22 protein-coding genes are annotated in these 24,013 nt (G+C 70.9%); 16 read left to right on the top strand and 6 right to left on the bottom strand.

From position 1 onward, the window contains the following. Positions 1-38: 38 nt before the first annotated feature. The 4 genes from RY94_RS14175 to RY94_RS14160 form a co-directional block, all read right to left on the bottom strand. The gene (locus RY94_RS14175) at positions 39-434 is read right to left on the bottom strand and encodes a VOC family protein (protein ID WP_043446115.1); all 396 of its coding nucleotides are present in this window, start codon (positions 432-434) and stop codon (positions 39-41) included. Positions 435-534: 100 nt separating this feature from the next. Next, positions 535-2,046 (bottom strand): FAD-dependent oxidoreductase, encoded by a 1,512-nt coding sequence (locus tag RY94_RS14170; protein WP_043446112.1) that lies wholly within the window; start codon positions 2,044-2,046, stop codon positions 535-537. Next, positions 2,043-2,903: an FAD:protein FMN transferase gene (locus RY94_RS14165; RefSeq protein WP_043446109.1), complete on the bottom strand. Its 861-nt coding sequence runs from the start codon at positions 2,901-2,903 to the stop codon at positions 2,043-2,045. Before RY94_RS14165 ends, RY94_RS14170 begins: the two co-directional genes overlap by 4 nt. A gap of 10 nt (positions 2,904-2,913) precedes the next feature. Further along, positions 2,914-3,438 (bottom strand): FMN-binding protein, encoded by a 525-nt coding sequence (locus tag RY94_RS14160; protein ID WP_231554532.1) that lies wholly within the window; start codon positions 3,436-3,438, stop codon positions 2,914-2,916. A 215-nt stretch (positions 3,439-3,653) separates the two neighbouring features. Here RY94_RS14160 and argS point away from each other — a divergent pair, with 215 nt between their 5' ends. The 10 genes from argS (at position 3,654) to RY94_RS14110 (ending at position 16,744) form a co-directional block, all read left to right on the top strand. Further along, entirely contained in the window at positions 3,654-5,303 is a 1,650-nt protein-coding gene (gene argS / locus RY94_RS14155) for an arginine--tRNA ligase (protein WP_043446106.1), read from the top strand. Positions 5,304-5,305: 2 nt separating this feature from the next. After that, the gene (gene lysA, locus RY94_RS14150) at positions 5,306-6,859 is read left to right on the top strand and encodes a diaminopimelate decarboxylase (protein ID WP_052274377.1); all 1,554 of its coding nucleotides are present in this window, start codon (positions 5,306-5,308) and stop codon (positions 6,857-6,859) included. Further along, positions 6,856-8,187 (top strand): homoserine dehydrogenase, encoded by a 1,332-nt coding sequence (locus tag RY94_RS14145; protein WP_043446104.1) that lies wholly within the window; start codon positions 6,856-6,858, stop codon positions 8,185-8,187. Before lysA ends, RY94_RS14145 begins: the two co-directional genes overlap by 4 nt. Then, the gene (thrC, locus tag RY94_RS14140; RefSeq protein ID WP_043446102.1) at positions 8,188-9,291 is read left to right on the top strand and encodes a threonine synthase; all 1,104 of its coding nucleotides are present in this window, start codon (positions 8,188-8,190) and stop codon (positions 9,289-9,291) included. Between the two features lies 1 nt (position 9,292). Beyond that, a complete protein-coding gene (thrB, locus tag RY94_RS14135; protein WP_043446099.1) occupies positions 9,293-10,276 on the top strand; it encodes a homoserine kinase in 984 nt (327 codons plus the stop codon). A 331-nt stretch (positions 10,277-10,607) separates the two neighbouring features. Beyond that, entirely contained in the window at positions 10,608-12,812 is a 2,205-nt protein-coding gene (gene rho, locus RY94_RS14130) for a transcription termination factor Rho (protein WP_043446824.1), read from the top strand. 173 nt (positions 12,813-12,985) lie between these two features. Beyond that, positions 12,986-14,065 carry a peptide chain release factor 1 gene (gene prfA, locus RY94_RS14125; RefSeq protein WP_043446097.1) on the top strand — a complete coding sequence of 360 codons (1,080 nt, stop codon included), beginning with the start codon at positions 12,986-12,988 and terminating at the stop codon, positions 14,063-14,065. 2 nt (positions 14,066-14,067) lie between these two features. Then, entirely contained in the window at positions 14,068-14,940 is an 873-nt protein-coding gene (gene prmC / locus RY94_RS14120; protein ID WP_043446095.1) for a peptide chain release factor N(5)-glutamine methyltransferase, read from the top strand. Then, entirely contained in the window at positions 14,937-15,878 is a 942-nt protein-coding gene (locus RY94_RS14115; protein ID WP_043446092.1) for a glycosyltransferase, read from the top strand. Before prmC ends, RY94_RS14115 begins: the two co-directional genes overlap by 4 nt. Before the next feature lie 68 nt (positions 15,879-15,946). Then, positions 15,947-16,744: an L-threonylcarbamoyladenylate synthase gene (locus tag RY94_RS14110; protein WP_052274376.1), complete on the top strand. Its 798-nt coding sequence runs from the start codon at positions 15,947-15,949 to the stop codon at positions 16,742-16,744. Position 16,745: 1 nt separating this feature from the next. Here the strand turns inward: RY94_RS14110 and RY94_RS14105 are convergent, their stop codons facing one another. Continuing rightward, positions 16,746-17,696 (bottom strand): NAD-dependent epimerase/dehydratase family protein, encoded by a 951-nt coding sequence (locus RY94_RS14105; protein ID WP_043446818.1) that lies wholly within the window; start codon positions 17,694-17,696, stop codon positions 16,746-16,748. After that, positions 17,696-18,670 carry a glycosyltransferase gene (locus tag RY94_RS14100; protein WP_043446089.1) on the bottom strand — a complete coding sequence of 325 codons (975 nt, stop codon included), beginning with the start codon at positions 18,668-18,670 and terminating at the stop codon, positions 17,696-17,698. Before RY94_RS14100 ends, RY94_RS14105 begins: the two co-directional genes overlap by 1 nt. 249 nt (positions 18,671-18,919) lie before the next feature. Between RY94_RS14100 and RY94_RS14095 the strand changes: the two genes are divergently transcribed. The 6 genes from RY94_RS14095 (at position 18,920) to RY94_RS14070 (ending at position 23,969) form a co-directional block, all read left to right on the top strand. Then, positions 18,920-20,776 carry a polysaccharide biosynthesis protein gene (locus RY94_RS14095; protein ID WP_197060689.1) on the top strand — a complete coding sequence of 619 codons (1,857 nt, stop codon included), beginning with the start codon at positions 18,920-18,922 and terminating at the stop codon, positions 20,774-20,776. After that, positions 20,773-21,795 carry an MraY family glycosyltransferase gene (locus RY94_RS14090; protein ID WP_043446087.1) on the top strand — a complete coding sequence of 341 codons (1,023 nt, stop codon included), beginning with the start codon at positions 20,773-20,775 and terminating at the stop codon, positions 21,793-21,795. The genes RY94_RS14095 and RY94_RS14090 overlap by 4 nt, the downstream gene beginning before the upstream one ends. Positions 21,796-21,942: 147 nt before the next feature. Beyond that, positions 21,943-22,452: a hypothetical protein gene (locus RY94_RS14085; protein WP_052274375.1), complete on the top strand. Its 510-nt coding sequence runs from the start codon at positions 21,943-21,945 to the stop codon at positions 22,450-22,452. 1 nt (position 22,453) lies between these two features. Further along, a complete protein-coding gene (locus tag RY94_RS14080) occupies positions 22,454-22,771 on the top strand; it encodes an AtpZ/AtpI family protein (RefSeq protein ID WP_052274374.1) in 318 nt (105 codons plus the stop codon). Between the two features lie 85 nt (positions 22,772-22,856). Then, positions 22,857-23,678 carry a F0F1 ATP synthase subunit A gene (atpB, locus tag RY94_RS14075; RefSeq protein ID WP_043446085.1) on the top strand — a complete coding sequence of 274 codons (822 nt, stop codon included), beginning with the start codon at positions 22,857-22,859 and terminating at the stop codon, positions 23,676-23,678. Positions 23,679-23,753: 75 nt separating this feature from the next. Beyond that, the gene (locus RY94_RS14070) at positions 23,754-23,969 is read left to right on the top strand and encodes an ATP synthase F0 subunit C (RefSeq protein WP_043446083.1); all 216 of its coding nucleotides are present in this window, start codon (positions 23,754-23,756) and stop codon (positions 23,967-23,969) included. Positions 23,970-24,013: the final 44 nt, after the last annotated feature.

Below are 24,013 nucleotides of genomic sequence, written 5' to 3'. Positions count from 1 at the left end.
GGTTTGCCCGGACCGTCCCCGGCGCCGCCGGCCCGCGGTCACTCCTCCGGCTTCGGTTCCATCAGCTGGATGAGATTGCCGCACGTGTCGTCGAAGATCGCCACGACGGCGGCACCGATGTCGAGCGGCGGCTGGGTGAAGACCACCCCCAGGCCGGTCAGCCGGGTGTGCTCGGCCTCGACGTCGCCGACCGCGAACTGGGCCAGTGGGATGCCGTCGTGGACGAGGGCGTCCCGGTACGGCTTCACCGCCGGATGGCTGGACGGTTCCAGCAGCAGCTCGGGTCCGTCCGGCGCTTCGGGGGACACCACGGTGAGCCAGGAATGCATGCCGAGAGGGATGTCCTGGCGCTTCACGAAACCGAGCACCTCGGTGTAGAAGGCGAGTGCCTTCCGCTGGTCGTCGACGAACAGACTCGTCAGGGCTATCCTCATCGCTCACTCCTCTTCCTCACCGGCCACCGTGTGGCCCAGAGTAGGCCGCATCGCGAGCGCGGAACAGGCCCCGACCGGATCGGCCGGCGAACCAGGGGGCTCAGTACCCCAGGAAGGCATCCGTCGTCACGCGCGGGACGCCCGCCGCGCGTACCTGCGCCCGCAGGCGCCCGATGAACGCGGGAGAGCCCGAGATGAGCACCTTCCGGCCGGGCAGGTCCGGCACCGCCGCCAGGAGGCGGTCCGCCGTCGGCTCGGCCCCCGCGAGGGTCCACCCCTCGGGCAGGGCCGGGACCGGTCCGGTCGTCGGCATGAACAGCACGACGCGCGTGCCCAGGCCGGCCAGCTCGTCGCGGAAGGCGATCTCCTGCTCGCTGCGGACCGCGTAGACGAGGACGACGTCGCGCGCCTCGCCGCGCTCGCCGAGGTCGCGGAGGTGGCTGATGAACGGCGTCACGCCGATGCCGCCGGCGACCAGCAGCAGGGGAAGGGCCGGATCGCGGGGGAGGTGGAAGTCACCGCCGACGAGCGTTCCCGTGACGCGCGCGTCGTCCGGGAGGTCGAGGAGGGCGTTCTTGAAGGAGCTGCCCGCCTCCGCGGTCCGCAGGCCGAACGTCACGGCATCGCGTCGCTGCGGGGCGGAGGTGATGCTGAAGACCCGGCGGCTGCCGCGGCCGTCGGGCCCGGGGTGCGGCAGATTCAGCTCCATGTACTGCCCGGCCCGGAAGCGCACCGGGCGCCCGGTCCGGAAGACCAGTTCGGTGCTGGTCGGCGTCAGCTGCCGCCGCCCTGCAAGGGAGAGCCGTACGCCGCCGCGCTGTCCCATGAAGAAGGCGATGGCGTTGCCGAGCACGAGGGCGAATTCGGGCCCGAGGAACACCGGACCGATGGACAGCTGGAGGGCGAACACCAGACCCACGACGGCGGCGACGGACCACTGCTGCCACCGCAGCGGCGGCAGGGTCAGGGGCTCGGTCATCATGAAGCCGAGCAGGAACAGGACGGGGTAGGAGGTCAGGATGAGCTGGAGGCCGGCTCCGGGCATCATCCCGTTCTGCATCAGGCCGTAGAGCAGGACGCCGACGGTGACCACGAGGAACACGGCCGCCATGGACAGCTTCCGCGTCCGGTAGAGCAGGAGCGCGCCGCCCACCACGACGACCGGAAGCATGTAGGCGTTCGCGACCCACCACCCGGCAACCCCCACCCCGAGCAGGGTGGCGACGACCGCGCCCGTCGCCGCCGGGTTGAAGACGTGCCGTCCCCTGACGGCCAGGAGGAACTTCGAGGCTCCGGCCGCCACGCCCGCCGCGAGGATGCCCCCGAGACCGGCTCCCGTGTCCGACGGGAACATGATCAGGAACAGGATCAGTCCCGTGATGAGCGAGGACTCGCCGTGGGGCCTCAGCCGGAGGATCAGCGCCATCAGCCGGGTGCCGATGATCGTGCCGCCCACGGCAGCCACCAGGGTTCCGGCGATCTCGGCCGGGGTGAACGCGAGCAGGCCGGCCAGGGAGAGGACCAGTGCCTCGACGGTCAGGATCGCCAGGAGTGTCAGCGTCAGCCGGTACATGGTCATGCGGCCCAGGAGGCCGTCGAGTACTGCGGTCATGAGAACAGGGCTCCTGCGAGGGGTGCGGAATAGCGGGCTCGTCCGTCCGAGTACATCAGGACGTAGTCGAACTCGAACGTTCCCGCGAGGTCCGCGGGATCGGTGAGGAACAGTGCGGTGCACAGGCCGTCGGCCGTCATGGCGTCAGCGGCCAGCACCCAGGTCGCGACGACGGTGTCCACGCTCCGGCCGGTCCTCGCGTCCAGGACATGGTGCAGGCCGTCGCCCCATGCGCGGCGGTTCGAGGCGGACGCGCACAGTGCGCCCGTCCCCAGACCGACCGCACCGATCGCCGACGACGGGTCGTAGGGGTGTTCGAGGGCGACGGTGATGGTGCCGCCGGCAGCCCGGCGCATGTCCCCGCTGGCATCGACCAGGACGTCCTCGTGGCCCTCGGCGCGCAGGTATTCCAGCATGAGGTCGACGAGCTGCCCCTTGCCGGCCGCGCCGACGTCGAGGATCGCCGGTTCCCGCAGCGTGACGCCGTCGTCCGTCCAGGTCAGGACGTCGTCCCAGGCCCGGGCGGGGGCGGGGGCCCGCGTGGGAGTCAGCGAGTAGCCGGCGTCGTAGCCCAGCGCGGCGAGCGGGTCGCCGACGAGCGGCGAGACGCCGCCGTGCGTGAGGTCGTGGAGCGAACGCAGCAGGCGCCCGAGCTCCGCACCGTGGGGAGGCAGGGGCAATGAGCCGCCGGCAGCGGCGAGCGCCGCGACGCCCGAGTCGGTGCGGAACCGCGAGTAGACGGCATCGTACTCCTGGGCGAGATGGAGCAGCCGGGCCCGCTGGCCGGGCACGAGCGCAGCGCCGGTGTCCACGCGCCAGCCGGTGCCGATCGCCTCGAAGCTGAAGGAATCCGCCACGCCGGCGCGCCTAGAGCTGCGCTTCGCTCTTGATCTTGCCCAGGGCGTCGTTGAACCCGCCGCTCGTCAGGGAGGATCCTGCCACCTTGTCCACGGAGAGTTCGTCCAGCTTCTTCCCGACGACGGCGTCGGAGATCCCGCCCGCGAAACGGCCCTGGTACTCGGTCGTGGTGGGGTTGTCCGGCATCGGCTCCACCTCGACGGCGGTGACGACGTCGGCCTCGAGGGTGAGCGTCACACCCACCTCCTCCTGCCCGGCCGGGGACTGGTAGCTGCCCGTCCCGCTGTAGGTGCCGTCCTTGTAGGCCCCGCCGGACGATCCACCGGCCGCCGGCGTCTGCGCCGGGGCGTCGGCCGCCGGCTGCTCCGATCCCGGCGTGCCTGCGGCGGGTTCCTCGGCATCGGCACCGGCGCACCCTGCAGCGCCGAGGATCGACACGGCGGCGAGCGCCGTCAGGATCCTCCTGTGGCGGGGGAAGCCGGGCGTGGCGGATGCCGCGCGTGCAGTGGTTCGGGTCGGGCCTGTACTGGTCACTGGGTGCTCCTGTCGGGGTGCCGCGGCGAGACGGGGCGGGCGTCCGAACCGTCGGGATCATTGAACCTGAAACTAACATCTGTGGTCGGACCAACGATCTACTGATCCATTCGTTTCCGTGGCCACTCTGGACGGTTCGACCGCATGGTTCCACGGACACTTGACCCACGTCACGAAAATCCGGGCGGTCGGGGCCGCGCCGCTATGCTGGACGAGTGACTCCCGAAGAACTCTCTGCCGCTATTTCCGCATGCCTGAAGGCCGCCGTCGAGGCCGGTGACTTCACGGTCGACCTCCCGTCGGAGGTGCGGGTGGAGCGGCCGAAGAACCGCGAGCACGGCGACTGGGCCACGAACATCGCCCTGCAGCTCGGCAAGAAGGCGGGGATGAACCCCCGCGACTTCGCCCAGATCCTCAGCGAACGACTCGCCGGCATCGAGGGCGTGAAGAGCGTGGACATCGCGGGCCCGGGCTTCCTCAACATCACGCTCGATGCCGGAGCGGCCGGCGAGCTGGCCCGCACGATCGTGGAGGCAGGCCCCGCGTACGGCGGGAGCACGGCGCTCGCCGGCCAGAAGATCAACCTCGAATTCGTCTCTGCGAACCCCACGGGCCCCATCCACATCGGCGGGACCCGCTGGGCTGCGGTGGGGGACGCGCTTGCCCGCGTGCTCCAGTCGCAGGGCGCCAGCGTGGTGCGGGAGTACTACTTCAACGATCATGGAGCGCAGATCGAGCGGTTCGCGCGCTCGCTCCATGCCAGCGCCGCGGGCAGGCCCGCCCCCGACGACGGCTACGGCGGCCAGTACATCGAGGACATCGCGCAGCGCGTGGTCGCGGCCGAACCCGACATCCTGACGCTCCCCGAGGCCGACGCCGTCGAGCGCTTCCGGGCGGTCGGCGTCGATTTCATGTTCACCGACATCAAGGCGTCGCTCCACGACTTCGGCGTGGACTTCGACGTCTACTTCCACGAGCACTCGCTGTTCGAGAACGACTTCGTCGGCGGCCTGCTCGAGCAGCTGAAGGAATCAGGCAACCTCTTCTTCGAGGACGGCGCCTGGTGGCTGAGGTCGACGGACTTCGGCGACGACCGGGACCGCGTCGTCATCAAGTCCGACGGTGCTCCCGCGTACATCGCCGGCGACATCGGCTACTTCGTCAACAAGCGCCGCCGTGGTTTCGACCTCAACATCATCATGCTGGGCGCCGACCACCACGGGTACGTGGCCCGCCTGAAGGCCGCCGCAGCTGCCCTGGGCGACGACCCCGCCAGTGTCGAGGTGCTCATCGGCCAGATGGTGAACCTCATGCAGAACGGCGCGCCCGTCCGTATGTCCAAGCGCGCCGGCACGGTGGTGACCCTCGAGGACCTCGTGGACGCCGTCGGCGTGGACGCCGCCCGGTACACGCTCGCCCGGTTCTCCGCGGATTCGAACATCGACATCGACCTCGACCTGCTGACCCGCCGCACCAACGAGAACCCGGTGTTCTACGTGCAGTACGCGCACGCCAGGACCCACGCCGTCGCCCGCAACGCCGTCTCGGCGGGCGTGGACACCGGCTCCTTCGACGCGGCGTCGCTCAGCCACCCCACGGAGGGTGAACTGCTGGCCGCCCTCGGCCAGTTCCCCGGCGTCGTCGCCCAGGCCGCGACCTTCCGCGAACCGCACCGCGTGGCCCGCCACCTCGAGGTGATCGCCGGGACCTACCACCGCTGGTACGACGCCTGCCGTGTCGCGCCGCTCGGCGACGCGCCCGTCGAGGACGTGCACCGCTCCCGCCTGTGGCTGAACAACGCCACGCAGCAGGTCCTGGCCAACGGCCTCGACCTCCTCGGCGTCTCCGCGCCGGAGAGGATGTGAGCGTGGACGGGACCGCACCGAACGGGGCCTCGCCGCTCGCGCCCCACTGGCTCTCCGTCCCGCAGGACCAGGCCCGGCTGGAGCAGAAGCTGTGGGCCGAGGACGTGGAGCGCGGCGACGACGGCGTGCTGCTCATCGACGGCGTCTCCGTGACCGATCTCGCCGCGGAGTACGGCACCCCGCTGTTCGTCATGTCCGAGCGCGACTTCCGCGCTCGTGCCGCCACGTTCCGCGACGCCTTCGACGACGCCTTCCGCGACCTGTGCGGGGGAGTGGACGTGTTCTACGCGGGCAAGTCCTTCCTGTGCACCGAAGTGGCCCACTGGGTGCGCGAGGAGGGGCTGGGGCTCGACACCTGCTCCGGTGGGGAGCTCGCGGTCGCCCTCCGCGCCGGCATGCCCGGCCACCGGCTCGGGCTGCACGGGAACAACAAGTCGGCGGCGGAGATCACGCGCGCCATCGACGCCGACCTCGGCCGGATCGTCGTCGACAGCCTGCAGGAGGTCGCCCTCGTCGGAGACCTGGCCGTGCAGCGCGGGCGCCGCGCCAACGTCATGCTCCGCCTGACGCCGGGCGTCCACGCCCACACCCACGAGTTCATCGCCACGGCGCACGAGGACCAGAAGTTCGGCCTGTCGCTGACCACCGAGCAGGGCCCTGGCCAGGCCGGGGGAGGACAGGAGGCCCAGGCCGACGGCGCCGCGTCACCCGCCGCGCGCGCCGTCGCGGACGCGCTCGCCCACCCGGGCATCAACCTCCTCGGCGTGCACTGCCACATCGGGTCGCAGATCTTCGAGCCCGAGGGCTTCGAACTGGCCGCGCAGCGGCTGCTCGGTTTCCTCGCGGAGGTCCGGGACCGGCACGGCGTCGAACTCGCCGAGCTCGACCTCGGCGGCGGCTACGGCATCGCCTACACCGAGGAGGACGAACCGCGCCCGGCGGCGGAGATCGCCCGTGCCATGGCGTCCGTCGTCGGCACGACCTGCCGCGAGCTGCGGCTGAAGGTCCCCCGGATCTCGATCGAGCCGGGCCGCGCCATCGTCGGTCCCACGACGTTCACCCTCTACACCACCGGCATCACCAAGACCGTGCGCGTGGACGCCGCGGCCAACGGCTCCGAGGAACTGCAGGGCGCCTCCGTTACGCACCCGCGACGCTATGTGTCGGTGGACGGCGGCATGAGCGACAACGCCCGTCCGGTGCTCTACGGCGCGGATTATTCGGCCGTCCTGGCGTCCCGGACGCCCGGGGCGGACCCGGTGCTCTCCCGCGTGGTTGGAAAACACTGCGAGAGCGGTGACATCGTGGTGCGGGACGTCTACCTCCCCGAGGACACCGGAGCCGGTGACCTCCTCGCCGTCCCGGGCACCGGAGCCTACTGCTGGGTGCTCTCGAGCAACTACAACTACCTGACGCGCCCGCCCGTCGTGGCGGTGGCCGATGGCCGTGCCCGGCTGATCGTGCGCGGCGAGACCGAGGAGGACCTGTTCCGCAGGGACGTCGAGCGCGAACCCGCCTTGCCCGCCACGGAACCAGGAGCCCCACGGACCGTATGAACACGCCAGCCACGCCTTCCCGCCAGCCCCTCCGCGTCGCCCTGCTCGGCTGCGGCAACGTCGGCTCCCAGGTCGCCCGCATCCTGCTCGAGGACGCGGAGAACCTCGGCCGCCGTGCCGGAGCGCCGCTCGAACTCATCGGGGTCGCCGTCCGCACCCTCGACGCCGAGCGCGACGTCGAGCTGCCCGCCGGGCTCCTGACGCTCGACGCAGGGAAGCTCGTCGAGGACGCCGACATCGTGATCGAGCTGATGGGCGGCATCGAGCCCGCCAAGTCCCTGATCCTCCGCGCCATCGAGCACGGGGCCACGGTGGTCAGCGGCAACAAGGCGCTCCTCGCGCAGGACGGGCCCGAGCTCTACGAGCAGGCCGACGCCGCCGGCGTCCAGCTCTCCTACGAGGCCGCCGTCGCCGGAGCCATCCCCATCCTGCGCCCCATCCGCGACAGTCTCTCCGGCGACCGCATCACGCGCGTCCTCGGCATCGTCAACGGGACCACCAACTACATCCTCGACCAGATGGACTCCACGGGCGCCTCCTTCGCGGACGCGCTGAAGGCCGCCCAGGACCTCGGGTACGCGGAGGCGGATCCGACGGCCGACATCGAGGGCCACGACGCCGCCGCGAAGGCCGCGATCCTCGCCTCCCTGTCCTTCCACACACGCTTCGCCCTCGAGAACGTGCACTGCGAGGGCATCACCTCGGTCACGGCCGACGACATCGCGGCCGCGGCGGAGGACGGCTACGTCATCAAGCTGCTGGCCATCGCGGAGATCCTCACCGACGACGCCGGCGCGGCGGGGGTCGGCGTCCGCGTCCACCCCACGCTCCTGCCACGCTCCCACCCGCTGGCCGCCGTCCACGGCGCCTTCAACGCCGTGTTCATCGAGGCGGAGAACGCCGGGGAACTGATGTTCTACGGCCAGGGCGCAGGCGGCACCCCCACGGCCTCCGCCGTGCTGGGCGACGTCGTCAGTGCCGCCCGCCGCATGGTGCTCGGCGGCCCGGGCCGCACCGAGACCACCACCGGGCACGTCCCGCCGCTGAGCATCGACACCGTCCGCACCAGCTACTGCATCGGGCTCGAGGTCGCCGACCAGCCGGGCGTCCTCGCCCGGATCGCCCAGATCTTCGCCGAGAACGGCGTCTCCATCGAGACCATGCGCCAGCGCATCCACCAGGGCGGGCCCGACGGCGGCACCACCGCCGAGCTGCGCATCGTCACCCACCGCGCGCCGGAGGCGTCCCTCGCAGCGACCGTCGCGCAGGTCGCCGCGCTCGACGTCATCACCGCCGTCTCATCCGTGCTCCGAGTAGAGGGAATCTAAGTGGCCCACCAGTGGCGCGGAGTCATCCGCGAATACGCCGAACGCCTGCCCGTCACCGACGCCACCGAGGTCATCACCCTCGGCGAGGGCGGCACGCCGCTCGTGTACGCGCGGCACCTGAGCGAGCTGACGGGTTCCAGCGTCTACCTCAAGGTCGAGGGCATGAATCCCACGGGATCCTTCAAGGACCGCGGCATGACCATGGCGATGACCGCCGCCGTCGCCGCCGGGGCGAAGGCCGTGGTCTGCGCATCCACGGGCAACACGTCCGCGTCGGCCGCCGCCTACGCCACGCAGGCCGGCATCACGTGCGCCGTACTGGTCCCGGACGGCAAGATCTCGATGGGCAAGCTGAGCCAGGCGATCGCCCACGGCGCGCACCTGCTGCAGGTCAACGGCAACTTCGACAACTGCCTCGACGTGGCCCGCAAGCTCGCGGAGGCGTACCCGGTGTTCCTCGTGAACTCCGTGAACCCCGCGCGCCTCGAGGGTCAGAAGACGGCGGCCTTCGAGGTCGTCGACACCCTCGGCGACGCCCCGGACTACCACCTGATGCCGGTGGGCAACGCCGGCAACATCAGCGCCTACTGGAAGGGCTACAAGGAGTACGCCGCGCCCTACGACTCCATGTACCACGGGGAGCTCCCGGCCGTCGCGACGCACACCCCGATCATGTGGGGCTTCCAGGCGGAGGGCGCCTCCCCGCTCGTCAAGGGGCACCCGATCACCGAGCCGGACACCATCGCGACCGCCATCCGCATCGGCAACCCGGCGTCGTGGGACTTCGCGGTCGCCGCCCGCGACGAGTCCGGCGGACTCATCGAGGCCGTGACCGACGACGAGATCCTGGACGCCCATCGCTGGCTGTCCTCCCGCGAGGGCGTCTTCGTGGAGCCCGCGTCCGCCGCGGGTGTCGCGGGTCTGCTCAAGAAGCACGCCGAGGGCGCCGTCCCGACCGGGAAGACGATCGTCATCACCGTCACCGGCCACGGCCTCAAGGACCCCCAGTGGGCGCTGCGCAACGCCGACGGGGCCGACATCGAGCCCACCAAGGTGGAGTTCGACGTCGTGAGCGTCGCCGCCGCGCTGGGACTCGAGGACTGACATGCTGCACGCGGCACCCCTGCCGGAGGACCGGCTCGACCACCCGGCCGTCGACACCGGCCAGGACGTCGAGGTCAGGGTCCCCGCCACGAGTGCGAACCTCGGGCCGGGCTTCGACGCGCTCGGGCTCGCGCTCTCGCTCTACGACACCGTGCGCGTCCGCACGACGACGTCGGGCACGACGACCGTGCGCCCCACGGGGGAGGGAGCCGACGACCTGCCGCTCGACGGGAGCCACCTCGTGGCGCGCTCCCTGATCAGCACCCTCCATCGGGCGGGGCGCCGCGCTCCCGGGCTCCGCCTCGACACCGTGAACGTGATCCCGCACGGCAGGGGGATGGGATCCTCCGCGGCGGCGATCGTCGCAGGGGTCCTCGCGGGCAACGCGCTGCTGCCGGCCGAGGAACGGATGGACGCCGCGCACCTCCTGCAGTGGGCTGCCTCGATCGAGGGCCACCCGGACAACGTGGCGCCTGCCCTCATGGGCGCCCTGGCGATCTCCTGGGAGAGTGGCCGCGCGTTCCACAGCACGCGCGTCAAGGTGCACCCCGACGTCATCCCGATCCTCGCGGTTCCCGACCGGGTGCTGTCCACCGAGAGTGCCCGTGCCCTGCTGCCGGCATCCGTGTCCCACGCCAGTGCCGCCGCCAACGCCGGCAGGGCGGCCCTCATCGTCCATGCGCTGGGCGCCGACCCGTCCCTGCTGTTCCCGGCCACGCAGGATGCGATCCACCAGGACTACCGCGCGCCGGCCATGCTGCCGAGCGCCACCCTGCTGCGCGGACTGCGCGCCGCCGGGTTCGCCAGCACCATCTCCGGTGCGGGGCCCAGCGTGCTGACCCTCGCCGTCGGGGAGGCCGGCGCCGACGCGGCCGAGGAGGCACTGCGGCGCCTGATCGACGCGGGCGACACGCCGGGGGCATGGCGGGTCCTCCGGCTGGCAGTGGAGCGGGAAGGTGCTAAAATAAGAGGGCACCAGGGGTAGCGAGGCGTTCACGCCGACCTACTGTGCATCTCGAACAGTACGTTTCGAAAAGTACCGTGTGCTTCTGTTGAGTCGGCCGTCCTCTCTGGACCGCCGCAACACTGCAGGTCCCATCAGCAGCAGCACATCCTGACGGTGTAGCCTCCGACCCTATCCCGGAGCGTATGGACTCAACCTCCCGCGCAGGGACACTCTCAGGTTTCCAGCTCCACCCAGGCCTGCCGGATCGTATCCGGTCGGGCTGATCCCCCGCCTGCTTCATATGCGGCACGGGGCAAACCACCGCGGACCACGGATCATGTGGCCGCCCGACGAGGGGGAAGGATCCTTCGTGACTGAAACCACTGACCTGTTACCAGGTGTGGCCACCCAAGACGCTGAAGCAACCGGCGCAACAACTTCCAAGAGCAGCGGTCTCGCCGGCCTGAAGCTCGCCCAGCTGCAGGCGCTTGCCGGCCAGCTCGGCATCACCGGTGGATCGAGGATGCGCAAGAGCGATCTCGTCTCCGCGATCTCCGACCACCAGCGGGGCTCCGCGGTCGCCGACCGCCAGAAGGCCCCCACCGTCCGCACCGAGCGCAGCGCCGACGCTGAGCGTCCGGCCACGGCGGGCACCCAGGACGGGGCGCAGGACAACCAGGACCAGGACGCGCAGTCCGCTCCGGCCGAGCGTCAGCCCCGCACCCGCAACCGCAACCGCCGCGCGGGCAGCGACGGCGTCGTCTCCGTCCCGACCGAGACCGCCACCGCCGACCCGGCCGAGGCCCCGTCCCGCGACGGCGCCGAGGATGGCTCGGGCGCCGAGCAGCAGGACCGCGGCGACCGCGAGAACGGCGGCCGCAGCCAGCGCAACCGCCGCAACCGTCGCGGCGAGGACCGCTCGGACGCCCCGTCGGGCCAGAACGAGTCCCAGAACGGTGCGCAGGGGGAGTCCCAGAACGCCGGGCAGGGCGAGGCGCAGGCCGAGTCCCCGTCCGGACAGCAGGGCGACGCGCGCAGCGACCGCAGTGAGCGACGCAGCCGTTCCCGCAACGGCCGCGACGACGACCGCTCGGGCAACGGCTCCAACCAGTCGAACGGCCAGTCGGGCAACCAGTCGGGCAACCAGTTCAACAGCCCGTCGAACGGCCAGTCGAACGGCCAGTCGACCAATGACGGCCAGAACGACGGCGGCCGCAGCGGCAACGAGCGCAGCGACAACCGCGGCAACGGCTCCACCGAGGACGAGGGCCGCGGACGCAACCGCCGCAACCGTGCGAACCGCAACGGAGGGAACGGTCCCGAGGACCGCAACAGCCGCTTCCGCGACCGCAACGAGCGCAACGACCGCCGACGCGGCCGGAACCAGAACCCCGAGGTCGACGACGTCGAGGTCACCGACGACGACGTCCTGCTGCCCGTCGCGGGCATCCTCGACGTCCTCGAGAACTACGCCTTCGTGCGTACCTCCGGCTACCTGCCGGGCCCGAACGACGTCTACGTCTCACTCGCCCAGGTCAAGAAGCACAACCTGCGCAAGGGCGACGCCGTGGTCGGCGCCATCCGCGCTCCCCGCGAGGGCGAGACCCAGGCCGCCGCACGCCAGAAGTTCAACGCCCTGGTCCGCGTCACCTCCATCAACGGCAAGCCTGCCGAGGAGCTGAAGGACCGCGTCGAGTTCGCGAAGCTCGTGCCGCTCTACCCCTCGGACCGCCTGCGCCTCGAGACGGACCCGAAGAAGATCGGCCCCCGCGTGATCGACCTCGTGGCCCCGATCGGCAAGGGCCAGCGCGGCCTGATCGTCTCGCCGCCCAAGGCCGGCAAGACCCTGATCCTGCAGGCGATCGCGAACGCCATCACGATCAACAATCCCGAGGTCCACCTCATGATGGTCCTGGTGGACGAGCGTCCCGAAGAAGTCACGGACATGCAGCGGACGGTGAAGGGAGAGGTCATCGCCTCGACGTTCGACCGCCCCGCCGACGACCACACCACGGTCGCCGAACTCTCCATCGAGCGCGCCAAGCGCCTCGTGGAGATGGGCATGGACGTCGTCGTGCTCCTCGACTCCATGACCCGCCTCGGCCGCGCCTACAACCTGGCCGCTCCGGCGTCGGGCCGTATCCTCTCCGGTGGCGTCGACTCGGCAGCGCTGTACCCGCCGAAGCGGTTCTTCGGTGCCGCGCGCAACATCGAGAACGGTGGCTCGCTCACCATCCTCGCGACCGCCCTCGTGGAGACCGGGTCCAAGATGGACGAGGTCATCTTCGAGGAGTTCAAGGGCACCGGCAACATGGAACTCCGCCTCTCGCGGAACCTCGCCGACAAGCGCATCTTCCCCGCCGTGGACGTCAATGCCTCCGGCACGCGTCGCGAGGAGAACCTGCTCTCGCCCGACGAGGTCAAGATCATGTGGAAGCTGCGCCGCGTGCTGTCGGGTCTCGAGACCCAGCAGGCACTGGAGCTGCTCACCAACAAGATCCGGGAGACGCAGTCCAACGTCGAGTTCCTGATGCAGGTCCAGAAGACCACGCTGGGCTCCAAGGACTCCGACTAGCACCGGGCAGCCGTCCGGGACGAGCAGGCCGCATGTCGGTCGGTTCGTCCCGGACGGCTTTGTCCGTTAACCGGCAACCAACCGGCAACCAACCGGCAACCAACCGGCAACCTGGTCATCCCGCCGTCCCGACCTTCGTAGACTGGCTGCACAAGCCGAAAGAGGTACACCCGATGTTTGAGTCCATCCAGGGACTGCTCGACGAACACTCCGAGCTGCAGGACCAGCTCGCCGACCCGGCCGTCCACGCCGACCAGGCGCTGGCCCGGAGGCTCGGCCGCCGGTACGCGGAGCTGGGACGCATCGTCGACGCGCACAACCGCTGGAGCGCGCTCGAGGACGACCTCGAGGCGGCCCGCGGCATGGCGTCCGAGGATCCCGAGTTCGCGGCCGAGGTGCCCGTCCTCGAGGAGCAGCTCGCGACGGCGCAGGAGAAGCTGCGCCGCCTCCTCATCCCGCGCGACCCGAACGACAGCCGCAACGTCATCATCGAGGTCAAGGGCGGCGAGGGCGGCGACGAGGCCGCGCTGTTCGCCGGCGACCTGCTGCGCATGTACACCCGCTACGCCGAGTCCCGGGGCTGGAAGACCGAGCTCATCTCCGCCAACGAGTCGGACCTCGGCGGCTACAAGGACGTGCAGATGGCCATCAAGGGGTCCTCGAACGACCCCGCGGAGGGCGTCTACGCCCGCCTCAAGTTCGAGGGCGGGGTGCACCGCGTGCAGCGCGTCCCCGTCACCGAGTCGCAGGGCCGCATCCACACGTCGGCCGCCGGCGTGCTGGTGCTGCCCGAGGTGGACGAGCCCGAAGAGGTGGAGATCAGCCAGAACGACCTCAAGATCGACGTCTACCGCTCCTCGGGCCCCGGCGGCCAGTCCGTGAACACGACCGACTCGGCCGTACGCATCACGCACCTCCCCACCGGGATCGTCGTCGCCATGCAGAACGAGAAGTCGCAGCTGCAGAACCGTGAGGCCGCCATGCGCGTGCTCCGCTCCCGCATCCTGGCCCACGAGCAGGAGAAGATCGACGCCGCGAACTCGGACATCCGGAAGTCCCAGATCCGCACGATGGACCGCTCGGAGCGCATCCGCACGTACAACTACCCGGAGAACCGGGTCGCCGACCACCGCACCGGCTACAAGGCCTACAACCTCGACGCCGTCATGAACGGCGACCTCGAGCCCGTGGTGCAGTCGGCCATCGAGATGGACGAGCAGGCCCGCCTGGACGCCATCGGCGCGGACGAGTAGGCGTGGAGGAGGCCCTGCGGGCCGCCGAACGGCAGCTCCGCGCGGCGGGCGTCCCCAGTCCGCGGGTCGACGCCGAGCTGCTGGCGGCGCACCTGCTGGGGGTCTCGCGCGGACGGCTGCGGGCCCTGGCGCTGATCGGGTCGCCCGTTCCCGAAGGCTTCCAGGCCCTCGTGGACGAGCGTGCCCGGCGCGTGCCGCTGCAGCACCTGACCGGTGTGGCGTACTTCCGGCGTGTCGAACTGGCCGTGGGCCCCGGCGTCTTCGTCCCGCGGCCCGAGACCGAGACCGTCGCGCAGCTCGTGATCGACCGCGCGCTGGGCCTCGCCGTGCCCAGGATCGTCGACCTCGGCACGGGGTCCGGGGCGATCGCGGCCGCCGTCGCGGACGAGGTCCCCGGCGCCGAGGTGTACGCCGTGGAACTGAGCGACCTCGCCCTCGCCTGGGCGGGACCGAACCTGGCGCGCTTCGGGGTGCACCTGGTGCAGGGCGACCTCGCCACGGCCCTCCCGGAGCACGACGGGAGCTTCGACGTCGTGGTCTCCAACCCGCCCTACATCCCCGCCGAAGCCGTCCCCATCGAGCCGGAGGTCGCCGAGCACGACCCCCGGATGGCGCTGTACGGCGGGGGAGCGGACGGCATGGAACTGCCCCGCGCCGCTGCGGGGTCGGCGGCCCGCCTGCTCAGGCCCGGCGGGTACTTCGTCATGGAGCACGCGGAGGTGCAGGCTCCATGGGTCGCGGCCTTCCTCGAGCGGACGGGCGTCTGGACCGCGGTCACCACGCACCAGGACCTCGGCGGCCGCGACCGCGCCACGAGTGCCGTGCTGACCACGGGACCCGCTTCCCCCGACACCACCCGAGAGGCACACCCATGACGGAGCACACCCCACCCGGCCGACCGGACACCGCCCCGCACGCCGCCGTCGCCGTCGCGGCGGTCACCTACGACCGGCACGAGGAGCTGGCACAGCTCCTGCGGTCCCTCGCGGCGCAGACCGCCCCGATCCGGACCGTGGCCCTCGTTGACTCGGGGACACGCCCCGCGACGGACGTCGTCGACGCCGCCACGGCGGCCGGCGGCACCATCCACTACCTGCGCTCGGAAGCCAACCTCGGCGGCGCGGGGGGTTTCGCCTTCGCCATCCTCGCGGCCATCGCGAGCGGCGCCGAGTGGATCTGGCTCATGGACGACGACGGCCACCCCGAGGACGGGCGGTGCCTCGCCGAGCTGCTGAACGCCGCCCACGAGCACGGGCTCGACATCGTGAGCCCGCTCGTCGCCGCGACGTCGGACCCGTCGCGGCTGTCCTTCAACTTCCGCATCAACGGGCTGCTGACGAACGACCGCGCGACGCTGGAGGCCAAGGGCTACCTGCCCGACATGGTGCACTTCTTCAACGGTGCACTGATCCGTGCGGAGGTGTTCTCGACGATCGGCCTGCCGGACATGAAGTTCTTCATCCGCGGCGACGAGGTGGACTTCCTGGCGCGCGTCCGGAAGGCCGGCCTGAAGTACGGGACGCTCGCCACCGTCGCGGTGCGTCACCCGGCCACCTGGTCGGAGATGAAGCCGATCTTCGGCGGCTTCATCACCCCGGTGATCCCCGACGGCGACTTCAAGCGGTTCTCCTACTTCCGGAACCGCGCGTACCTCGCCCGCAAGCACCGCAACCTCCGGTGGTTCGGCGCTGACGTCATTGGCTTCCCCTACTACTTCATCACGCAGCGCGACCTCAAGGGCCTGCGCGCCTGGTTCGCCGCCTACTCCGCGGGGCTCCGCGGGACGGGCTTCGGACCGCCGCCGTCCTCCTGACCACCCGCAGACCGGCGGGTGGACGCGCCGATGTGCGCCGCCACGGGTAGCAATGGAAGGATGATCGGGTGACAACGAGCTACGACTGTTCCGATCCCACCCAGCGAAGCGAAGGGCTGGCGGCCGCCCAGCGCGCGGTATCGCTCAAGCAGTGCATCGTCCTGCCCACCGACACCGTCTACGGCATCGGGGCGGACGCCTTCTCGCCGCAGGCCGTGGCCACCCTGCTCGCCTCGAAGGGGCGCGGGCGGAACATGCCGCCGCCGGTCCTCATCCCGCGGATCCAGACCCTCGACGGCCTGGCGACCGAGGTCCACCCCGACGCCCGCCGTCTCGCCGAGGCGTTCTGGCCCGGCGGCCTCACCCTCATCTGCCTCGCCCAGCCGTCGCTCACCTGGGACCTCGGCGACACCCTCGGCACCGTGGCGCTGCGCATGCCCGACGACGAGACGGCCCTCGAGCTGCTGACGCTCACGGGGCCGCTCGCGGTGTCCTCCGCGAACCGGACGGGCCGGCCGGCGGCGACGACGGCGGCCGAGGCCGCCGAGCAGCTCGCCGAGTCCGTGGCCGTCTACCTCGACGCGGGCCCGCGGGCCGACGCCGGAGGCACGGGGTCCACCATCGTCGACACGACGGGGGAGCTGCTGCGCGTGGTCCGGCAGGGCACGGTGTCGCTCGAGCAGCTGCGGGCCGTGGTGCCGGGCGTGGTGGGGATCGACGGCGAACTCCCGGACGTGCCGGATGCCGGGACTCCGGAGGCATCGCATGCCCCGGCTCCGGACGCGCCGGGCACCGGAATTCCGGATACCCCGACGCCGGACGAGCCGGGCGCCGGGACCCCGGAGGACGCGGACGCCGGAAGGTAGGTCAGCGCCCGCCCGCACCCGGTGCCGCGCGGCCCGCGTCGGCGAGGACCTCACGGACCCGGGCCGTCGGGACCATGCCCTGGCCGGCCGCCCATCCGGGCACCTGGTCCTGTCCGAACCACATGAGCTCGACGCGGCGCACATGCCCGTCGAGGCGACCGCGCACGACGGACGACGCCAGGTAGCCGCCCCGCACCGCGGCCCGGCACAGCGCCGCCGGCAGCACCCGGGGGTGTCCGCCGGCCGCCTCGAGGACGGTGCGCACGGTGAGTCCCTCCCAGGGCTGCAGCACCCGCGCCGGAAGGGCCCCGGGGTGGGTGCCGAGGGCCAGCACCAGCTCCGCGAGGGAGTCCACCGACGTGATCGGCGATCGCGCGGTCCCCGGGGACGCCACGGAGGCGAGCGGCGACCGGGCGAGCCGCGCCAGGGCCGCCGTCGTCGGTCGCCCCTCGCCCTGCACGGAGGTGGCCCGCACCGTCACGACGGACAGGGACGGCTCCCGCGCCGCCGCGAGATCCAGGGCCTGCTCGCCGAGCGCCTTGCTGCGTGAGTACGCCGAGAAGGGGCGCACCGTCCCGGTCTCGTCCAGCATCGGCGTCCGGCCCTGCACGGCCGCGCTGCTGAGGTGGATGAGGCGCCGGACCCCGGCGGCGGACGCGGCGCGGGCGACGACGGCGGGCAGCAGGGCGTTCGCGCCGAGCAGGTCCGTCCCGCCGGTCGCCGAAGGGGTGGCGAGACCGGCCGCGTTCACGACGACGTCGTACCCCGCCATCGCGGACTCCAGCCCGGCGGTGTCCGTGGCGTCCGCGGCGGCGAGGAGTGCCACCGGTGCATCGGCGGCCGTCGCGAGCCGCGGCGCGGACAGGGCGTGCGCATCGATGCCCGACGCGTGCAGGGCCCGCAGCACCGCGGAGCCGACGAAGCCGGAGCCGCCGAGCACCAGCCAGTGCATCACGACGCGCCCGTCTGCCGGGCGGGGTCCCGCAGGGGCGGCTCCGGCCGCCAGCCGGGATCGTGCAGGATCACCCGGGCCGCCCTCCACCCGTGCCACACCTGGGAGGCGCCGGAGATCGAGTGCTCGACGGCGAGCAGGCGGAGGAGCTCCTTGCCGGCGGACAGGAGCGTGCCGAGGCCGAACCCCACCCGGTGGTAGCGGCCGTGCAGCTGGAGGTACCGCGCGAGGTGCCCGCGGTTGCGCATGCCGCAGAAACGCGACAGGTTGCTCGACTCGTTGAGGTGCCGGACGCCGAGGTCCACCTGCCGCTGCGCGCGCGTCTTCCGGAGGACGAAGGCGTCGACGTACGCCACCGGGTACCGCTGCGAGACGAGCCACCCGTAGGTGAGGTCGTCGCCGTTGAGGAAGAACCGGGCGTCCGGCAGGCCGATCTCGCGGACGACGCCGGCCGCGACCAGCATGCCCTCGAAGCACGCGACGTTGGTGTGGAAGACCGGTGACGCCGCGAAGACGTCGCCCCGGACCGGCAGGTGGACGCCGGTGAACTCGTCGAGGGTGTGCTGCCAGAAGAACGGCAGGCCCGCGGCGTCGTAGCGGCGTCCGTGGATGCACGAGTACCGGCTCATCCAGGGGGCGAAGGACGCGAGGGCGTCGGGGAGGACGACGACGTCGTCGTCCATCAGCCAGAGCCAGTCGGCCCCTTCCTCGAGGGCGCGCGCGACGCCGGCCGCGAACCCGCCCGAGCCGCCCAGGTTCACGGGCAGTCGCTCCACGATCAGGGGCACGGGGAGGAGGACGTCGGCGAGGACGTCGCCGGTGGCGTCCGTGCTGGCGTTGTCCACCACGACGACGGCGGCCGGGGCCGGTTCGAGGGCTGCGATCGAATCGAGGAGCTCCCGCAGGAGGGCCGCCCGGTTGAACGTCGTGATCACGAGGAATACGCGGGGCGAGCCGGCGTCGGGGACGTGCAACCTGTTCCTTCCGGGCCGCGCCCTGGCAGTACGCAACGGGCCTGGCACAGGCGGGGCAGTTAGTATTCTGGGGTAATAGCAGTCTATTACACCGTGTTCCAGCCCCGGCCGGACGGGTCCCGACCCTACGGGCGCAGGGACCCCGGGCCGCACCACGCCCGGTGTGCGGTGGATGGCTGCATGACACCGTTAGGAATCATGGGACTCAACGAAGGCCGGGCCTCCGCCCGGACACCCGGCTCCACGGCCATGGCCTCCGCCGCCGACAAACCGGCGATCTGGCTGTGGTCGCAGTACCTGCTCGACGCCGCAGCCTGGATCGTGGCCATCCTCCTCGCGCTGATCCTCCGCTACGAGCTCCTCGTCAACGAGGTCAACGTCCCGGGCTTCGCTGCGTTCTGCGCGGTGGCCGTCGTCGCCCAGCTGGTGGTGGGGCTCAGCTTCGCGCTGTACCGGGGGAGGTACAGCTTCGGGAGCTTCCACGAAGCGAAGCTGCTGGTCATCGTGGCCGTGCTCGTCGCCGTCATCCTGGTCCTCGTCAGCGTCGCGTTCTTCACCGTCATCGGCGTGCCGCGCAGCATCGGCATCATCGCCTTCCCCTTCGCGTGCATGTTCCTGGCCGCCACCCGCTACCTCAAGCGCATGTATGTGGAGAGCAAGGCGAAGCCGGGCGAGGACGCGCAGCGCACGCTGATCTACGGCGCCGGATTCCTCGGCAACTCGCTCGTGGGCCGCATGATGCAGGACCCCGGCTCCCCCTACTTCCCCGTCGGCCTGATCGACGACGATCCGGCCAAGAAGCACCTGCGGCTCGCCTCCGTCCCGGTCCTCGGGCGGATCGACGACCTGCGGGACGTCGTGGCCAGGACGCAGGCCTCTGTCCTGGTCATCGCGTTCGCGGAGGTGGAGGCCGCGCAGGTGCGCCGCGTCTCCGACCTCGTGGCGGGCCTCGGCATCCGGGTGCTCGTCCTGCCGCCGCTGCGGGACATGCTCGGTGCCGCAGGTGCCGCCATCGCCGACTTCCGCGAGGTCGCCGTCGAGGACCTCATCGGACGCCGTCCGGTGGACATCCACCCGGACGAGGTCGCCGGGTACGTCACCGGGAAGCGCGTGCTGGTGACGGGGGCCGGCGGGTCGATCGGCTCGGAACTGTGCCGCCAGCTCTCGATCTTCGCGCCGGCGGAGCTCATCATGCTCGACCGCGACGAGACCGGCCTGCAGTGCACGCAGATCTCCCTCACCGGGCGCGGCCTGCTGACCGGCCGTGACACCGTCCTCGCGGACATCCGGGACGCGGATGCGCTGCTGAACATCTTCGAGGACCGCAGGCCCGAGGTCGTCTTCCACGCGGCCGCCCTCAAGCACGTGTCGCTGCTCGAGCAGTATCCGGAGGAAGCCTGGAAGACCAACGTCCAGGGTTCGCTGAACGTCCTCCGGGCCTCGGCGGCCGTCGGCGTGACCAACTTCGTCAACATCTCCACGGACAAGGCGGCGGACCCCACGAGCGTCCTCGGGCACTCCAAGCGCGTCGCCGAGAAGCTCACCTCGTGGCACGCGGAGGACACGGGCCAGCGGTACGTCTCGGTGCGCTTCGGCAACGTGATCGGCAGCCGCGGCTCCATGCTTCCGCTGTTCACCGAGCAGATCCGCAACGGCGGTCCGATCACCGTGACCGACCCGGAGGTGACGCGCTTCTTCATGACCATCCCCGAGGCCTGCCAGCTCGTCGTCCAGGCGGGCGCGATCGGCAGGGGAGGGGAGGTCCTCATCCTCGACATGGGCGAGGCCGTGAAGATCCTCGACGTCGCCCAGCGCATGATCGCCATGTCCGGCAAGGATATCGACATCGTCTTCACGGGCCTGCGGCCCGGCGAGAAGATGCACGAGGACCTGATCGGCGTGGGCGAGAACGACTCGCGCCCCCTCCACCCGAAGATCTCCCACACGTCCGTGGCGCCGCTGGATCCGGGACAGCTGAGCCTGCAGCGGTGGAAGACCGAGGGCGGCTTCGGGCAGGGACAGATCGGCGTCCTCGGGAGTGACGTGGCGGGCCACGCCGCCCGCACCTCGCCGTCCACCGCCGGCGCCGCGGGACCCACGTCATGAGCGCGCAGCTGGTGATCGTGGGGCTCGTCGCCCTGGGCCTGTCCCTGGCGCTGCCCGTCGTCGTGAAGCCCCTGCTGAAGCGGTGGGGCGTCGTCGACATCCCCAACAGCCGTTCCTCGCACTCCACCGTGGTGATCCGGGGCATGGGGATGGCCGTCGCGGTCGCGATCCTCGCCGCCCTCGCCCTCTCCCTCGCGATCGGCCTGGTGGCCGTCGACCGCTCGCTCATCCTCCTCGTCATCGGGATGGTCGGCGCGGCCGCGACCCTCGGCTGGATCGAGGACCTCCGGGGGCTGTCCATCAAGGTCCGTGCCGCCGCACAGCTCATGATCGGCGTGCTCGGCACGATCGTCCTCGCGACGACGATCGAGGACAGCAGCTACTGGTGGGTCCCGGTCGGGGCCGTCGCCGTGGCCACCTACATCAACGCCGCCAACTTCATGGACGGCATCAACGGCATCTCCGGCATGCACGGGGTGGTGGTGGGACTCTTCTACTCGTGGGCCGGGGTCCTCAGCGACCAGCTGTGGCTGACGGTCGCGGGGCTCGTGGTCGCGGCGGCCTTCGCGGGCTTCCTGCCCTGGAACCTCGGCCGGGGATTCGTGTTCCTGGGCGACGTCGGCAGCTACCTGCTCGGAGCGTCGATCGCGGCCATCGCCGTCACGGGCCTGCTCGCGGGCGTCTACCTCGAGTACCTCCTCTCGCCGGTGCTCATCTACCTCGCGGACACGTTCACGACGTTCCTGCGCCGGGCCCGGCGCGGGGAGCGGCTCTACGCCGCGCACCGCCAGCACGTGTACCAGCGGCTCACCGACACCGGACTCAGCCACGTCCAGGTGGCACTCTTCGTGAGTGTCCTCTCCGCGCTCACCGGGGCCGCGGGCTTCGTGCTCGCCACCGCACCCGCGCCCCTCGCAGTCACCGCCTCGCTGTTCGCCGCGGCCGTGGTCGCGCTGTACCTCTGCTCCCCGCGGATCTTCCGGGCCATCGCCCGTCGTCGGACGGTGGTCGAGGCCTGAGCGGGGGCGCGAACCCCGCCGTGAGGTAGAATTTCAGGCGCCGGGCGCGGTGACCTGCGGTCCCGCAGACCCGCCTCCAGCCCTCACGACGCCGTCGACCGGGGAACACAGGGCGCCCCACGGCGCCGCCGACAGAGCGGACAGCACGTGCCACGACCGGAGAACCCGGCCACCGGAGCCGACGACGCGACGCTCTCCCCGGCGTCGGAACCCACGGACAGCCCCTGGCTGCGCATCCTGGGCCGGAGCGCCGCCGGGGGAGCGGCGACCGCCGTCCTGATCGCCGCCGCGGCGCTGCTCGCGGCCTCCCCCGCCGCCGGCCTGAGCGTGCTGTTCGGCGCCGCCCTCGTCATGGTGTTCTTCGGCATCAGCCTCCTGATCGGCCACTTCACGGGCAGGACCAACCCCTCCGGAGCTCTCGGCCTGTTCGTCGTCACCTACGCCATCAAGGTCGTGGGGTTCGGCGCCGTCCTGTTCCTGTTCGGGACCCCGGACTGGCTCGACCGCACCTGGTTCTTCTGGGGCGCCCTCGCCACCGTGATCGTGTGGCAGGCGGCGGAGGTCGTCGCGTTCTCGCGGCTCCGGACGCCCCTCTACGACGACCCGCCCGGGCCGACCACGGGTTCACCCGCGTCCCGGCGACCGGAAGGACACTGACATGACCGGCACTTCCCCGACGCCCGGCGACCCCTCCGACGGCACGCCGGCCCCCGGCGAGGCGCGCTTTTCCAACGGCGGCTACAACGCGGGCATCGCCGTGTTCAGCTACATGATTGGCGGGATCGCGGTATGGAGTTTGATAGGCTGGGGGCTGGATAATCTCCTCGACACACGCTGGTTGGTGCTGGCGGGAGCGTTCTTAGGTGCAGCAGGGGGTTTCTATCTCTCCCACATGCACAACCTCACTCGGAACCACACACCGAATCCGCACAGCGGATCCCGGTCGACGTCCGGTGCCGAGGATGAACCGGAGTGAACTCCCATAACGTCATGAGTCGGACCAGTCACGCTGCGGCCGAACAGATCTTGCCCAACGATGGACACTGCAGAGAGGAAACGCGTTGATCGCGCTTGCGCTCCCGGCCGCAACTACCGAAGAGGGATTCGTAGCCCCGACGATCGAGGACACCCATTACCGGGATATCCTCCCCTGGGGTGACCCCTACGGCGTCTGGTTCGACCCCGGCTTCGGCAAGCAGATGCTCATGGTCATCCTGTCCGTGGTCATCATCGCCGCATTCTTCCTGGTCGCGTCACGACGCCGCCAGATGGTCCCCGGCAAGGTGCAGTTCCTCGGGGAGTCGGCGTACGGCTTCGTCCGCAACTCCATCGGCAAGGACATCATCGGCGGCCGGGACTTCCTGAAGTACGTCCCCTGGCTCTTCACCGCCTTCTTCTTCGTGCTGGTGAACAACATCTTCGGGGCCATCCCGTTCCTGCAGCTGCCCACCTTCTCGCACCCGGGCAGTGCCTACGCCATCGCGGCGATCTTCTACCTCCTCTGGGTGGGCATCGGTCTCCAGAAGCACGGACTGCGCTTCTTCAAGCTGGCCGTCGTCCCCTCGGGCGTGCCCTGGTACATCCTGCCGATCGTCGTACCCATCGAGATCATCTCGAACTTCATCGTCCGTCCGGTCACGCACTCGCTGCGACTGTTCGCCACGATGCTCGCCGGCCACCTGATCGTGACCCTCGCGGGATCCGCCATCGAGTACATGGTGATGACGGGCAACATCCTGCTGCAGGGCACGAGCGTCCTCGTCCTCGTCGGCGCCGTGGCGATGTACATGCTGGAGGCCCTGATCATGGTCCTGCAGGCGTACGTCTTCACGCTGCTCGCCGCGATCTACATCGAAGGCGCTCTCAACGCCGACGCCCACTGATTTTTACAAGTCTTCCCCGTCGGGGATGATCCCAAACAACCTGTCGCTCGAATGCGGCATCTTGAAAGGAACACAATGGAAGTACAGGGTAGCCTCAACATGGTTGGATACGGCCTCTCCGCGATCGGCGGTGGTGTCGGTGTCGGTCTCGTCTTCGCGGCCTACATCAATGGCGTAGCTCGCCAGCCCGAGGCACAGCGTGTCCTCCAGCCCATCGCCTTCCTCGGCCTCGCGCTGACCGAAGCCCTCGCGATCCTGGGCCTCGTCTTCGCCTTCGTCATCGGCGCCTGACAAGGCCGCCCTGACCGACCGAAGACAAGCTGAAGAAAGACGGG

The organism is Arthrobacter sp. L77, assembly GCF_000816565.1.
Classification (GTDB): Bacteria; Actinomycetota; Actinomycetes; order Actinomycetales; family Micrococcaceae; genus Arthrobacter_D; species Arthrobacter_D antioxidans.
The sequence above is the reverse complement of the archived record's forward strand: the minus strand, read 5'-3'. Positions and strand labels throughout refer to the sequence as shown.